The sequence below is a fragment of the Pseudomonas sp. AN-B15 genome (assembly GCF_019056475.1).
Lineage (GTDB): Bacteria > Pseudomonadota > Gammaproteobacteria > Pseudomonadales > Pseudomonadaceae > Aquipseudomonas > Aquipseudomonas parakoreensis.
Window position 1 is genome coordinate 2,822,401 of the sequence record NZ_CP049737.1, and the last position, 14,154, is coordinate 2,836,554.

Annotated in this window: 11 protein-coding genes; 6 read left to right on the top strand and 5 right to left on the bottom strand. The window is 60.6% G+C overall.

Features of this window, described 5'->3' with window-relative positions:
- Nucleotides 1–33: 33 nt before the first annotated feature.
- Both ccoG and GTQ41_RS12715 read right to left on the bottom strand, forming a co-directional pair.
- Entirely contained in the window at nucleotides 34–1,464 is a 1,431-nt protein-coding gene (gene ccoG, locus GTQ41_RS12710; RefSeq protein ID WP_047294668.1) for a cytochrome c oxidase accessory protein CcoG, read from the bottom strand.
- Nucleotides 1,465–1,659: 195 nt separating this feature from the next.
- Complete coding sequence (locus tag GTQ41_RS12715; RefSeq protein ID WP_047294163.1) at nucleotides 1,660–1,908, bottom strand: DUF3203 family protein; 249 nt, start codon at nucleotides 1,906–1,908, stop codon at nucleotides 1,660–1,662.
- A 122-nt stretch (nucleotides 1,909–2,030) separates the two neighbouring features.
- On the opposite strand from GTQ41_RS12715, the gene GTQ41_RS12720 reads away from it, so the two are divergent.
- A complete protein-coding gene (locus GTQ41_RS12720) occupies nucleotides 2,031–2,543 on the top strand; it encodes an MgtC/SapB family protein (protein ID WP_217325511.1) in 513 nt (170 codons plus the stop codon).
- Nucleotides 2,544–2,658: 115 nt separating this feature from the next.
- On the opposite strand, the gene GTQ41_RS12725 is transcribed toward GTQ41_RS12720, so the two are convergent.
- Complete coding sequence (locus GTQ41_RS12725; RefSeq protein WP_003224520.1) at nucleotides 2,659–2,817, bottom strand: hypothetical protein; 159 nt, start codon at nucleotides 2,815–2,817, stop codon at nucleotides 2,659–2,661.
- A gap of 217 nt (nucleotides 2,818–3,034) precedes the next feature.
- Here GTQ41_RS12725 and GTQ41_RS12730 point away from each other — a divergent pair, with 217 nt between their 5' ends.
- The 3 genes from GTQ41_RS12730 to glgB all read left to right on the top strand — a co-directional run bounded on the left by GTQ41_RS12730 (nucleotide 3,035) and on the right by glgB (nucleotide 10,764).
- A complete protein-coding gene (locus GTQ41_RS12730; protein WP_217325512.1) occupies nucleotides 3,035–5,032 on the top strand; it encodes an alpha-1,4-glucan--maltose-1-phosphate maltosyltransferase in 1,998 nt (665 codons plus the stop codon).
- A 156-nt stretch (nucleotides 5,033–5,188) separates the two neighbouring features.
- The gene (gene treS / locus GTQ41_RS12735; RefSeq protein WP_047294168.1) at nucleotides 5,189–8,530 is read left to right on the top strand and encodes a maltose alpha-D-glucosyltransferase; all 3,342 of its coding nucleotides are present in this window, start codon (nucleotides 5,189–5,191) and stop codon (nucleotides 8,528–8,530) included.
- Nucleotides 8,531–8,532: 2 nt separating this feature from the next.
- Nucleotides 8,533–10,764, top strand: a complete 2,232-nt coding sequence (gene glgB, locus GTQ41_RS12740; RefSeq protein ID WP_047294170.1) for a 1,4-alpha-glucan branching protein GlgB — start codon at nucleotides 8,533–8,535, stop codon at nucleotides 10,762–10,764.
- A 147-nt stretch (nucleotides 10,765–10,911) separates the two neighbouring features.
- Here the strand turns inward: glgB and GTQ41_RS12745 are convergent, their stop codons facing one another.
- Nucleotides 10,912–11,694 carry an endonuclease/exonuclease/phosphatase family protein gene (locus GTQ41_RS12745; protein ID WP_047294172.1) on the bottom strand — a complete coding sequence of 261 codons (783 nt, stop codon included), beginning with the start codon at nucleotides 11,692–11,694 and terminating at the stop codon, nucleotides 10,912–10,914.
- Between the two features lie 688 nt (nucleotides 11,695–12,382).
- On the opposite strand from GTQ41_RS12745, the gene GTQ41_RS12750 reads away from it, so the two are divergent.
- Complete coding sequence (locus GTQ41_RS12750) at nucleotides 12,383–12,754, top strand: DUF6124 family protein (RefSeq protein ID WP_047294175.1); 372 nt, start codon at nucleotides 12,383–12,385, stop codon at nucleotides 12,752–12,754.
- A gap of 144 nt (nucleotides 12,755–12,898) precedes the next feature.
- On the top strand, nucleotides 12,899–13,258 hold the full coding sequence (locus tag GTQ41_RS12755) for a DUF6124 family protein (protein ID WP_047294670.1): 360 nt from the start codon (nucleotides 12,899–12,901) through the stop codon (nucleotides 13,256–13,258).
- 57 nt (nucleotides 13,259–13,315) lie between these two features.
- Here GTQ41_RS12755 and GTQ41_RS12760 read toward each other — a convergent pair whose 3' ends face one another.
- The gene (locus GTQ41_RS12760; RefSeq protein ID WP_047294177.1) at nucleotides 13,316–14,074 is read right to left on the bottom strand and encodes a PIG-L deacetylase family protein; all 759 of its coding nucleotides are present in this window, start codon (nucleotides 14,072–14,074) and stop codon (nucleotides 13,316–13,318) included.
- Nucleotides 14,075–14,154 lie beyond the last annotated feature (80 nt).

Here is a 14,154-nt window from a genome sequence, read left to right on the forward strand (position 1 = left end):
CGCAGTGTCAAAAGAGAGCTGCATCTTAAAGGCTCAGCGATTCATCGGCGCCACAAACCTGCTTTTCGCCACGCTGTAAATCTGCGGCTCGTCGCTGTCGGCGATCTTGAAGCTCAAGGTCTGCGAGCTGCTGGCCGGGCGTTCGGTGGTCATCGCCACCGATACCGGCACGTCGACAATCTCACCCGGCGCCAGGCTCAGTTCGGTCTTGCCCTGCAACTGGAAGCCTTCGCCATCCACCAGGCTCAGGGTGTAGTCCTGGCGCTGCTGGGTCTTGTTGATCACCTTCAGGGTGTAGATGTTTTCGATCTGGCCCTGACCGTTCTCGCGGAACAGCCCGCGATCCTTGGTCACGTCGAGCGAGACCATGGGCCGTTCAACCAAAGCCAGTGCCAGTGCGCCGATCATCACCAGCAGCACCGCGACGTAGCCGATCAGCCTTGGCCGCAGCAGGTGGGTCTTGCCACCCTGCAATTCGCGCTCGGAACTGTAGCGGATCAAGCCGCGCGGGTAATTCATTTTGTCCATGATCGAATCGCAGGCGTCGATGCACGCCGCGCAGCCGATGCATTCCATCTGCAAACCGTCGCGGATGTCGATGCCGGTCGGGCAGACCTGCACGCACAACTGGCAATCGATGCAATCGCCGAGACCGGCTTCGGCGGGCTTCACGTCGCGTTTGCGCGGGCCACGGTTTTCGCCACGGGCCGCGTCATAGGCGATTGCCAGGGTGTCCTTGTCGAACATTACGCTCTGGAATCGCGCATACGGGCACATGTGCATGCACACCGCTTCGCGCAGCCAGCCGGCGTTGATGTACGTGGCAGCGGTGAAGAACAACACCCAGAACAGGCTGACCCCGGCGATCTGCAGGGTGAACAGCTCTTCGGCCAGCGGGCGAATCGGTGTGAAGTAGCCGACGAAGGTCAGCCCGGTCATCACGCTGATCGCCAGCCACAAGGTGTGCTTGGCGGCGCGCCGCGCCAGTTTGTTCAGGCCCCACGGCGCTGCTTGCAGTTTGATGCGTTGATTGCGTTCACCCTCGGTGACTTTCTCGCACCACATGAAAATCCATGTCCACGAGCTCTGCGGGCAGGTGTAACCGCACCAGACCCGGCCGGCGAACACGGTGATGGCGAACAGACCGAACGCAGCAATGATCAGCAGCGCCGAGAGCAAGATGAAATCCTGTGGCCAGAAGGTCGCGCCGAAGATGTGGAATTTGCTTTCGGCGAGGTCCCACAGTACGGCCTGACGACCGCCCCAGTTCAACCACACGGTGCCGAAAAACAGCAAAAACAGAAAACCTGCGCCGCTGATGCGCAGGCGGCGGAACAGCCCGGTGAAACTGCGGGTGTGGATCTGCTTGTCGGTGGAGCCGGCCTTCGCCTTCATTGGGCGACCTGGCACATTTTTAATGGTGGGGCTTGCTTCTACGGTTCGGACGGGGATTTGTTCGCTCATGGTCATTCGCTCATCAGCCTCCATCAGGCGAACGAACTATGAGCGCCGATCTGTTTGCATAACAGACTCAGCTATTTGAATAAAAAGCGGATCAGATGGCGTCTGAGCGACGACCTGCGACAACTTGAAGCAGCCCGCAGACGCAGGCGCAAACGCCTATCGCAGGCGTCTGCACCGGGTGTTGATCAGGGTCAGTCAAATCACCGAATCACTCTCGTCAGCCTTCAGGTGCTTGCGGCCGTCCTTCGCGCCAGCGACGGTCAAGGCATCCGCCTCTGCTTCAGTGATGTAAACGCGCCGGTTTTCAATTTCCACGAACGACATGGCTTTTTCGCTATCCGTTTTGACTTCCAGGGTGTCGCAGATACGAATTTCTTCGCCATTTTCGACGGTGAAAAAACACACTTTTGATTCGGGGTTGGATTCATCGATTCGAACGGGCATGAGGCTGTCCTTTTTTCATGGGTACCTGAGAGGTTAGGGCGCGCGCGGGGCCGATCGTTCTGCGCAACTGATTAATGGTCGCCGCTGTCCATGCACTAACGACAAATAAAAAGGACGGAGCGATGAACGCCTGGTGGGATGAAGTGTGGGAAACGCTGCAAGCGGAGTTCGCCGACATCGGCGACGCTTCGCAACTGACGCGCATCACCGTGCGTCTGCTGATGGCCGCCGTGCTGGGCGGAATTCTCGGTTTTGAACGTGAGCACAAAGGCAAGGCCGCCGGGGTACGTACGCACATGCTGGTGGCACTCGGCGCGGCGCTGTTTGTGCTGGTGCTGCAAACCAGCGGGGCGGAGTCCGATGCGATGAGCCGGGTGTTGCAGGGCGTGATCGCCGGGATCGGTTTTCTTGGCGCCGGAACCATCCTGAAAAACAAGGAAGGCGATGAGGGCCATGTCAAAGGGCTGACCACTGCAGCCGGATTGTGGATGACGGCGGCGATCGGCGTGGCGACCGGGTTGGGCAAGGAGGCGACGGCACTGCTCAGTACCCTGTTGGCACTGGGGATTTTCAGCGTAATGCCGCGGGTGGTCAGGTTGTTCGAGAAAGAAGACGAGAAAAACCAGCATCTGTGAACACCGCGAACAACCTGTAGGAGCTGCCGCAGGCTGCGATCTTTTGACTTTGATTTTTAAAAACAAGATCAAAAGATCGCAGCCTGCGGCAACTCCTACAGGGGGGGCGTGCTGCTCAGACGATGACGGGCGGCATTGTCGTCGGCGGTTCTTCCTTCGGCGGTGGCGTGGTGCCTGGGGGTTCCTGCTCGGGAATCGGCTGCGGCTCGGTCTCGGGCAAGGTGGGTTTGTCGATGTTCGGATCAGGCGTTTCTGCCGGGATCGGGATGTTCATCTGTAGACCTCCGTGTGGCACATGGCGTGAGAAGTGCTTAAGTGGATTGACCACCTGCTGGCGAATTCGATCCGCTTTTTTGCCCAGGCAAATCCCTGTGAACTTTTCCCCGCGCCAGTCGCTCGGAACCTAAGTGAGTTCATGTCGGGGCCGGTGCCTCCTTGTGGACACGGATCCGGCACAAGAGCGTCCTTGGGGCGTAAAGGAGAGAGGCTCGATGTCCGCTGAAAAACCTTCAGAGCAGAGCTATAACCCGCATATGCCGCTGTCGCAGGCGTTACTGCTGCCGCGCATCGTGATCGAAAACACCATGCCGACCCTGGATGGCGGACAGTTTGCCGTCAAGTCGATCGTCGAGCGTGACGTGATCGTCACCAGCAAGGTCTTTGCCGACGGCCACGACAAGCTGGCGGTGCGCATCCGTTGGCGCGCGGAGGGCGAAGAGAGCTGGCACAGCGAAGTGATGAACGAGCTGGGCAACAACAGTTGGCAGGGGCAGTTTCGTCCCGAACGCCAGGGTCGCTACCTGTATTGCATCGAAGCGTGGATCGATCACTTCGCCAGTTTCCAGTACGAACTGGAGAAAAAGCACAATGCGGCCGTCCCGGTGTCGCTCGAACTGCAGGAAGGCCGCACCATGGTGCAACAGGCCGCCGAGCGCAGCGACGGTCAGCTCAGCGAACAACTCGCCGCACTGCACCATGAATTGTCCGGCCTGCTCGAAACCGAGCAGGTGGCGTTGTTTCTGCACTCGCGCAGTGCGCAGTTGATGGCGCAGGCCGATCACCGCGCCTATCTGAGCCTGAGCGCCGAATTCCCGGTGGACGTGGAACGGGAGCTGGCCGAGTTTGCCAGTTGGTATGAGCTGTTTCCGCGCTCGATCACCGATGATCCCAACCGTCACGGCACGTTCAACGACGTGCACGCGCGTCTGCCGATGATTCAGGACATGGGGTTTGACGTGTTGTATTTCACGCCGATTCACCCCATCGGCCGCGCCCACCGCAAGGGCCGCAACAATTCCCTCACCGCAGGTCCCGATGATCCCGGTAGCCCGTACGCGATCGGAAGCGAGGAGGGTGGCCATGAGGCGATTCACTCGCAGCTCGGTACTCGCGAAGACTTCCGCCGACTGGTGGCCGCTGCCGCTGAGCATGGTCTGGAAATCGCCCTCGATTTCGCCATCCAGTGTTCCCAGGATCACCCGTGGCTCAAGCAGCATCCGGGCTGGTTCAACTGGCGCCCGGACGGCACGATCAAGTACGCGGAGAACCCACCGAAGAAATACCAGGACATCGTCAACGTCGACTTCTATGCGCCGGACGCGATCCCCAGTCTGTGGGTCGAGCTGCGCGATATCGTGGTCGGCTGGGTCAACGAAGGCGTGAAGATCTTTCGCGTCGACAATCCGCACACCAAGCCGCTGCCGTTCTGGCAATGGCTGATTGCCGATGTGCGGGCACTGCACCCGGAAGTGATTTTCCTCGCCGAGGCGTTCACCACGCCGGCGATGATGGCGCGTCTGGGCAAGGTCGGGTACAGCCAGAGCTACACCTATTTCACCTGGCGTAACACCAAGTCCGAGTTGGCGACCTACTTCACTGAGCTCAACCAGTCGCCATGGCGTGAATGCTATCGGCCGAACTTCTTCGTCAATACGCCGGACATCAACCCGGCGTTCCTGCATGAGTCGGGGCGTCCGGGCTTTTTGATTCGCGCGGCGCTGGCGACCATGGGTTCGGGCCTGTGGGGCATGTATTCCGGTTATGAACTGTGCGAATCGGCGCCAGTGCCGGGCAAGGAGGAATACCTTGATTCGGAGAAGTACGAGATCCGCGTCCGCGACTTCAATGCGCCGGGCAACATCATTGCCGAAATTGCCCAGCTCAATCGCATCCGCCGGCAGAACCCGGCGCTGCACACGCACCTGGGCCTGAAAATCTACAACGCCTGGAACGACAACATTCTGTACTTCGGCAAGCGCAGCTTCGACGGCAGCAATTTCATTCTGGTGGCGGTGAGCCTCGATCCGCACAACGTGCAGGAAGCCAATTTCGAATTGCCGCTGTGGGAGATGGGCCTGCCCGACGACGCAACCACCCACGGTGAAGACTTGATGAACGGGCATCGCTGGGACTGGCACGGCAAGTATCAGTTCATGCGCATAGACCCGGCGTACCAGCCGTTCGGGATATGGCGGATTACTGCCGTGTAAGACAGACACCGACCCGTGTAGGAGCTGCCGAAGGCTGCGATCTTTTGCCTTTGATTTTTTAGAAGCAAGATCAACAGATCGCAGCCTTCGGCAGCTCCTACAGAAGTATCAGCACGATCACATTATGTGCAGAGACGAATTTTTCAGGAGTTTCACATGGCGAAGAAACCCAAGGCAGCCACCTTCATCAAAGACCCGCTCTGGTACAAGGATGCGGTGATCTATCAAGTTCACGTCAAATCGTTTTTCGACTCCAACAATGACGGGATCGGCGACTTTCCCGGCCTGATCGCCAAACTCGACTACATCGCCGAACTCGGCGTCAACACCATCTGGCTGTTGCCGTTCTACCCGTCGCCACGCCGCGATGACGGTTACGACATCGCCGAATACCGCGGCGTGCACAGTGACTACGGGACCATGGCCGACGCCAAGCGCTTCATCGCCGAGGCGCACAAACGTGGCTTGCGGGTGATCACCGAGCTGGTCATCAACCACACCTCCGATCAGCACCCGTGGTTCCAGCGGGCGCGCAAGGCCAAACCCGGCTCGGCGGCGCGGGACTTCTATGTGTGGTCGGATGACGATCAAAAGTACGACGGCACCCGGATCATCTTTCTCGACACTGAAAAGTCCAACTGGACCTGGGACCCGGTCGCCGGCCAATACTTCTGGCACCGCTTTTATTCGCACCAGCCCGATCTGAATTTCGACAATCCGCAAGTGATGAAAGCCGTGCTGTCGGTGATGCGCTACTGGCTGGACATGGGCATCGACGGTCTGCGTCTCGACGCCATTCCGTACCTGATCGAGCGCGACGGCACCAATAACGAAAACCTGCCCGAGACCCACGACGTCCTCAAGCAGATCCGTGCCGAGATCGACGCCAATTACCCTGACCGCATGCTGCTGGCCGAGGCCAACCAATGGCCGGAAGACACTCAGCTGTACTTCGGCGACACCGATGCCGAAGGCGTCAACGGTGACGAATGCCACATGGCCTTTCACTTCCCGCTGATGCCGCGCATGTACATGGCGCTGGCCCAGGAAGATCGCTTCCCGATCACCGACATTCTGCGGCAAACCCCGGAGATTCCTGCCAATTGCCAGTGGGCAATCTTCCTGCGCAACCACGATGAGCTGACGCTGGAGATGGTCACCGACAAGGAGCGCGATTACCTGTGGAACTACTACGCCGCTGACCGTCGCGCGCGGATCAACCTCGGCATTCGTCGACGTCTGGCGCCGTTGATGGAGCGAGACCGCCGCCGCGTCGAACTGCTCAACAGCCTGCTGCTGTCGATGCCCGGCACGCCGACCCTGTATTACGGCGATGAAATCGGCATGGGCGACAACATCTACCTCGGCGACCGCGACGGCGTGCGCACGCCGATGCAATGGTCGATCGACCGCAACGGCGGTTTTTCCCGGGCCGACCCGGCAAGCCTGGTGCTGCCACCGATCATGGACCCGCAATACGGTTACCTGTCGGTCAACGTCGAAACCCAGGCCGGCGACCCGCATTCGCTGCTCAACTGGACGCGACGCATGCTCGCCGTGCGCAAGCAGTCGAAGGCTTTCGGGCGCGGCACGCTGAAGATGCTCTCGCCGAGCAACCGACGCATCCTGGCCTACACCCGCGAGTTCACCGACGCTGACGGCAAGCACGAAATCATTCTCTGCGTGGCCAACGTCTCGCGCAGCGCGCAAGCGGCGGAGCTGGATCTGTCTGCGTATGTGGGCATGGTCCCGGTGGAGATGCTTGGCGGTAACGCGTTCCCGCCCATCGGTCAGTTGAACTTCCTGCTGACCCTGGCGCCGTACGGCTTCTATTGGTTTGCCCTCGCGGCGGAAAACCAGATGCCGAGCTGGCACGTGGAACCGGCGCAGAGCCTGCCGGACTTCACCACGCTGGTGCTGAAAAAACGCATGGAAGAACTGCTTGAAGCGCCCACCCGCAACACCCTGGAGCAGAGCATCTTGCCGAGCTGGCTGCAGAACCGCCGCTGGTTCGCCGGCAAGGACGCGGCCATCGAGCAGGTCAATCTGGCCTACGGCGTGCGCTTCGGCGATGCCCAGCATCCGGTGCTGCTCAGCGAGATCGAAGTCACCAGCGCCGGGCAGACCAGCCGCTATCAACTGCCGTTCGGGTTTATCTCGGAAGATCAGGTCGGGGCGGCGCTGCCGCAGCAATTGGCCTTGTCCCGGGTACGTCGCGGACGTCAGGTGGGGCTGATCACCGATGCGTTCAGCCTCGAAACGTTTGTGCACGCCGTGCTGCAAGGCATGCAGAGCAGCACCGTGCTCAACTCCGAACAGGGCGAGATTCGTTTCGCGCCGACCGCGCAGTTGGAAAAACTTGGCCTCGGCGCTGAATCCGAGGTGCGTTATCTGTCGGCTGAGCAGTCGAACAGTTCGGTGGTGATCGGCAACAGCCTGGTGCTGAAACTGATCCGCAAAGTCGCCTCGGGGGTGCACCCGGAACTGGAAATGAGTGCCTACCTGACCGAGGCCGGTTTCGAGAACATCTCGCCGCTGCTGGGTTCGGTGATTCGCCGTGATGCCCAGGGCGAAGACAATCTTTTGATGATCGCCCAAGGCTATCTGAGCAATCAGGGTGATGCCTGGGAATGGACGCAGAACAACCTCGAACGGGCGCTGCGCGATGAACTGGCCGACGCCATGTCCGAGCAGGAACAGCATTACAACGCCCTCGGCGAGCTCAAGGACTTTGCCGGCATGCTCGGCCAGCGTCTGGGCGAAATGCATCAAGTGCTCGCGGCGCCGAGCGACAATCCCGATTTCGCCCCGCAAATCACCAGCGCCAAGGACGCCCACGCCACCGGCAAGGACGTTGCGGCGCAGGTCGAGCATGCGCTGAAGCTGCTCAAGCAACATCAAAGTCATCTGAGCGCGGCGGATCAGAAAATGGTCGCGCGGCTGCTGGACAACAAAAAAATCATCCTTGGCCATGTGCAGGAACTCGCACAGAAAGCCGTGGGCGGCTTGCGTATTCGTGTGCATGGCGACTTGCACCTGGGCCAGGTGCTGGTGATCAAGGGCGATGCCTATCTGATCGACTTCGAAGGTGAACCGGCGCGGCCGCTGCACGAGCGGCGCGGCAAACACAGTCCGTACAAGGACGTCAGCGGCGTGCTGCGATCCTTCGATTACGCGGCGGCCATGACCATCAACGTGCATAACGTCGATCACAGTGCAGAGTCGGAAGCGGCCCGGCATCGGGTCGCCGAGCGCTACCTGCGTGAGGCGCGCGAGGCATTTGTTCAGGCATATCGCCAGGCGGCGGCTAGTCTTGATCATGCCTGGCAGGATCCTGCGGGTGCCGACGCAGCGCTGGCGCTGTTCGGCCTGGAGAAGGCGGCCTATGAAGTGGCCTATGAAGCCGAAAATCGCCCCACGTGGCTGCCCGTGCCGTTGCACGGTTTGTATGGGTTATTGACGGGGCTTAAACCCTTTTCCGATCTTGGTGGAGAGTAGTCATGAGTGTCTCGAACAAGGAACAGGGTCACGCTAAAGAAGCGTTATTGCCGACGGCGCAAGACATCGATGCGTTGGTACGTGCGGAACATCGCGACCCGTTTTCCATTCTCGGCCCGCACGGTGATGGTGCCGGCGGGCAGTTCATCCGCGCCTATTTGCCGGGTGCGTTGAAAGTTGAAGTGCTGGACAAGGACAGTGGTGAAGAACGTGGCGAACTGACCGCCACGGAAACCCCGGGGCTGTTTGTCGGGCACTTCGCCCAGGCCCGGCCCTATCTGCTGCGCACGCGCTGGGCCGGCGGCGAGCAAGTGGCGGAAGATCCCTATAGCTTTGGTCAGTTGCTCGGCGAAATGGATTTGTATCTGTTCGCCGAAGGCAATCACCGCGATCTGAGCAGTTGCCTCGGCGCCCAGCTGCAAACCGTCGATGGCGTCGATGGCGTGCGTTTCGCCGTGTGGGCGCCGAACGCCCGGCGCGTCTCGGTGGTCGGCGATTTCAACGTCTGGGACGGGCGCCGCCATCCGATGCGCCTGCGCCATCCATCCGGGGTCTGGGAGTTGTTCATTCCGCGCCTGCAGGCGGGGGAGTTGTACAAATACGAGATCCTCGGCGCCCACGGCATTCTGCCGCTGAAGGCTGACCCGATGGCGCTGGCCACCAGCCTGCCGCCGGACACCGCGTCGAAAGTCGCCGCACCGCTGCAAGTCGACTGGCAGGATCAGGAATGGATGAGCGGTCGTCGCGAACGGCAACAGCATTCGCAGCCGCTGTCGATCTATGAGCTGCACGCCGGATCGTGGCAGTGTGAGCTGGACGATCTGGGCGAAGTCGCCCGCCAGTACACCTGGCCGGAGCTGGCCGAGCGGCTGATTCCTTACGTCAAGGAGCTGGGCTTCACCCACATCGAACTGATGCCGATCATGGAGCACCCGTTTGGCGGTTCGTGGGGCTATCAACTGCTCTCGCAATTCGCCCCGAGCGCGCGATACGGCACCCCCGAGCAGTTCGGTGAGTTCGTCAACGCCTGTCACCAGGCTGGAATCGGGGTGATTCTCGACTGGGTACCGGCGCATTTTCCTACCGATACCCATGGCCTGGCGCAGTTCGACGGCACGGCGTTGTACGAATATGGCAACCCGCTGGAGGGCTTCCATCAGGACTGGGACACGCTGATCTACAACCTGGGGCGCACCGAAGTACACGGCTATATGCTGGCATCGGCATTGCACTGGTTGAAGCACTTTCACGTGGATGGCCTGCGCGTCGATGCGGTGGCCTCGATGCTCTACCGCGATTATTCGCGCAAGGCCGGCGAGTGGATTCCGAACCGCCACGGCGGGCGCGAGAACCTTGAGGCGATCGATTTCCTCCGGCACTTGAACGATGTGGTCGAGCTGGAGGCGCCGGGGGCGCTGGTGATTGCCGAAGAATCCACCGCCTGGCCGGGCGTCAGCCAGGGCACCCAGCAGGGTGGCCTCGGTTTCGCTTACAAATGGAACATGGGCTGGATGCACGATTCGCTGCACTACATTCAGCAGGATCCGGTGTACCGAGCGCACCATCACAACGAACTGAGTTTCGGTCTGGTCTACGCCTGGTCCGAGCGCTTCATCTTGCCGATCTCCCACGACGAAGTGGTGCACGGCAAGCATTCGTTGATCGACAAAATGCCCGGCGACCGCTGGCAGAAATTTGCCAACCTGCGCGCCTATCTGAGTTTCATGTGGACCCACCCGGGCAAGAAGCTGTTGTTCATGGGCTGCGAATTCGGCCAGTGGCGTGAGTGGAACCACGATCAGCAGCTGGACTGGTACCTGCTGCAATACTCGGAACACAAAGGCGTGCAGAAACTGGTCGGCGACCTCAACCGGTTGTATCGCGAAGAACCGGCGCTGCACGATCAGGACGACGCGCCGCAGGGCTTCCAGTGGTTGATCGGTGATGACGCGATCAACAGCGTGTACGCGTGGCTGCGCTGGAGCAAGGAGGGCAAACCGGTGCTGGTGGTCGCCAACTTCACCCCGGTGCCGCGTCAGTCGTACCGCGTCGGCGTGCCGTTTGCCGGACGCTGGAATGAACTGCTCAACAGCGATGCCGACACCTACGCCGGGTCCAACTATGGCAATGGCGGCGGGGCGTTTACCGAAGAGGTGCCGAGCCATGGGCAGTCGCTGTCGCTGGAACTGAATCTGCCGCCGCTGGCGGTGTTGATTCTCAAGCCGGAGGGCTAGTCCAGCCACCGCTAACCCTGTGGGAGCGGGCTTGCCCGCGAAGAGGTCGGAACATTCAACATCTCTGTTGCCTGATCCGCCGTCATCGCGGGCAAGCCTGCTCACACAGGCGTTTTCGGTGAGCCGGGGATCGCTGCCGCAGCAGGATTACAGGTGCACTTCCACCGCCAGTGGCAAGTGGTCCGACAAATGTGTCCACGGTTTGTTGCCGAGGATCTGCGGGTCGTGGCTGCTGGCATTGCGCAGATAGATGCGGTCCAGGCGCAACAGTGGAAAACGCGCTGGATAGGTCTTGGCCGGACGGCCATGGTGGCGTTCGAACGCTTCGTGCAGGTAATCGCGGCGGGCGAGGGCGGCATTGCCTTGCAATTGCCAGTCGTTGAAGTCGCCGGCAATGATCACCGGCGCGTCCTCGGGCAAGGATTCGAGCAACTGGCAAAGCAGCTGCAACTGCAACTGGCGATGGCTTTCCAGCAAGCTCAAATGCACGCAGATGGCGTGGACTTCGGCGTGGCCCGGCACGTCCAGTACGCAATGCAGCAAGCCACGGCGTTCGGGGCCGGTGATCGACACGTCGAGGTTGCGGTATTCGCGGATCGGGTATTTTGACAGCAGGGCATTGCCGTGATGGCCATCGGGGTACACCGCGTTGCGTCCGTAGGCAAAATCGCTCCACATGCTGTCGGCAAGAAATTCGTATTGCGAGGTTTGTGGCCATTCGTTGTAACGGTTGGAATGGCGCTCGTGTTCGCCAACGACTTCCTGGAGAAACACCAGATCGGCCGAGGTGCTGCGCACCGCTTCGCGCAGTTCCGGCAAGATGAAGCGCCGATTGAGGGCGGTGAAGCCCTTGTGGGTATTGACCGTCAGCACGCGCAGGCGATGAATGACGGGGGCGTCGACGGCGTGACGCTCGGGATCACTGGACACGTTCACTCCTCTGAAAAAACGGCTTCCTGTTCATGCGACTGGTCTGTGCGCGGGCAGTTCCTTCCAGATGCCTCAGGCCGTAACACAAATCACCCGAGCCGCCAGAAAACCGGTGGCAGCGAGCCTGCTCGCGAAAGCGGCCTGCCGATCGACCAATCTCTGACTGAATGCACTCGGTCAAATTGTGGGAGCTGGCTTGCCAGCGATGTCGGCTCACCAGCCGACCAACCTCCCACTGAATGCAAGCATTCCAACTGTGGGAGCGAGCCTGCTCGCGAAAGCGGCCTGCCAGACAAAATCAAAACAACAGACCAAACCCCGCACATAAACATAACCGCGCAACCACGTTTAAAGTACACGATCCGTTACGCCATACCGGCTACAACGCCTTGCGCCGTTACCTACGCGTACGCCAGAATCCGCCAGCTTACACGGCTATGAGGTGGGCGATATCGTTTCCCTGTCACTGGAAAACAGTGATCGGGTTTGGTAGCCCGTTTCATTACAGTCGTGCGCCACATTACAGGTCCGTTTTTGGGGCTCTGCTTTTATGGTGGCCATGCGTGGGGCTCCTTCGGGAGCGCCGGGTTTACTGTTTTGACCGGTCTACCAACCCACAAATGGCCGCCACCCTTCGTTTGGTAGCGAGAGTGATGGCTCCTCATTCATTTAAAACAGTGAGTCACCTATGTTCAAAGCCACACCCAATCCCCCGGACGCCTCAATCCCGTACGACCCGGCCCTCGACCCGCAGAAGATAAAAGCGGCAACCGACCGCGCCATCAACTTCTACCTCAACTCCGGCGCCCTGAAGATCTCGATCCCTTCAGCCTCGTCACGCAAATCCAGCAGAATCTTCCTCATCGACCCCACCGTGGACGAGGAAACCTTGCTCGTCGAAGCCTGCGAATCATTAGCCGCCGCCAGCGACATGGCCCGGGACATCAGCGACGTCGCCGACCACCCACAGCGCCGGGCCATGCTGATGCTGCATCAGGTGATCATGCTCAGTGAACTGATGGTCAACCGAGTCCTGGACGGCCGCCGCGTGCCGAACTAACTGCCCGGTCCTCTGTAGGAGCTGCCGAAGGCTGCGATCTTTTGATCTTGTTTTTTTAAAAGCAACATCAAAAGATCGCAGCCTGCGGCAGCTCCTACAGAGACTCATTCTTTCAAAGTGCCTCGATCGGAGTTCCAACTGATGATGCCCGAAACCACCCCCAATCCACCCGCTACAGACCCGGTATCACCCTACGAATCCCACAACTCCAGAAAACTCCACGAAGCTGCCGAACGCGCCCTCGACCACTACCTCGCGCCCGCGCACATCATGGCAACGCCGTACACCCCCAGCAGCATGTTCCTGGTCAACCCGCAAACCGATACCGAATCGCTGCTGGCCAACGCCTGCGAGTCCCTGGCCTCGGCCACGGTGATGCTCGGTGATTTCGCCGGCACGCTCGAAGGGCCGAGCCGTCATACGGCGTTGGGCATCGCGCAGGTGGTGATGCTGGGGGAGCTGGCGGTGAATCAGGCACTGGATAATGTGGTGCCAAAGGAATAGGCGCCGGCAGTACTGGCCTCTTCGCGAGCAAGCCCGCTCCCACAGGGGAAACGTGTTTCAGATGAGCACGATTTCGTACGGCAAGCGCATGCGCTCGAGGATCACCCGCGGCAGCATCGGCGCAATGCCGATCGCCGGTTCGCCCTTGAGCTGGCTGGCATAGGCGTGGGTGGCGTGACTTTTGCGCGCCACGGTCCAGGTGTCGAGTCGCAGTTTGCGCGCACGTTCCCAGGGAATCAGGTTCTGCTCGCGTTCCGGCCAGTGCCAGGCCCAGACCGGCACGTCATGGAAGGTCGCGCCGACTTGCGCAGCCGCTTGGGCACTGGCACGGCCGACCGCTTCATGGTCGTCGTTGCTGTCGTTGCGCCAGGTGCTGAACACCACGTCGCCGGGGCGCAGGTAGCGCGCGATGAAGTGGGTGATGTCAGCCTCGCAGTCGAGCAGCGCGTTGTCGGTAAAACCGCCGCGCACCCATTTCAGACTGTGCATCGGCAGGCCGAGCCGGCGCAGGGCCTCGACGCTTTCCTGGGGACGGAATACGCTCAGGCGTTTTTCCGACCATTGTCGTGAACCCGGATGGCTGGCGCTGCCGTCGGTGATCGACAGCAGTTGCAGCGGATGACCGAGGCTGGAAAGCAGTTGCAGGAGACCGCCACAGGTCACCACTTCATCACCCGGATGCGGGGCGACCACGACGGCACGGGCACCGGGGGGAACGAGGCTGTGGGTGTTGATGACGGGAATGTTGTCCAGCTGCGGGGCGCTGTTCCATATCTGCGCCGGCAGCGAGTGTTCGCTGAGGAATAACGGTTTCATGGGTATTACGTCCTTGTTGTCTCTGGCCCTCAGTCGTGCAGACACCGTGGAAAACCAGGTGCGCGCGACCCGTGAAGGCG

Bases quoted from the DNA above. Each gene is read 5' to 3' on its own strand.
- ccoG (WP_047294668.1), bottom strand. From the start codon at position 1,464: ATGAGCGAACAAATCCCCGTCCGAACCGTAGAAGCAAGCCCCACCATT.
- GTQ41_RS12715 (WP_047294163.1), bottom strand. From the start codon at position 1,908: ATGCCCGTTCGAATCGATGAATCCAACCCCGAATCAAAAGTGTGTTTT.
- GTQ41_RS12720 (WP_217325511.1), top strand. From the start codon at position 2,031: ATGAACGCCTGGTGGGATGAAGTGTGGGAAACGCTGCAAGCGGAGTTC.
- GTQ41_RS12725 (WP_003224520.1), bottom strand. From the start codon at position 2,817: ATGAACATCCCGATCCCGGCAGAAACGCCTGATCCGAACATCGACAAA.
- GTQ41_RS12730 (WP_217325512.1), top strand. From the start codon at position 3,035: ATGTCCGCTGAAAAACCTTCAGAGCAGAGCTATAACCCGCATATGCCG.
- treS (WP_047294168.1), top strand. From the start codon at position 5,189: ATGGCGAAGAAACCCAAGGCAGCCACCTTCATCAAAGACCCGCTCTGG.
- glgB (WP_047294170.1), top strand. From the start codon at position 8,533: ATGAGTGTCTCGAACAAGGAACAGGGTCACGCTAAAGAAGCGTTATTG.
- GTQ41_RS12750 (WP_047294175.1), top strand. From the start codon at position 12,383: ATGTTCAAAGCCACACCCAATCCCCCGGACGCCTCAATCCCGTACGAC.
- GTQ41_RS12755 (WP_047294670.1), top strand. From the start codon at position 12,899: ATGCCCGAAACCACCCCCAATCCACCCGCTACAGACCCGGTATCACCC.
- GTQ41_RS12760 (WP_047294177.1), bottom strand. From the start codon at position 14,074: ATGAAACCGTTATTCCTCAGCGAACACTCGCTGCCGGCGCAGATATGG.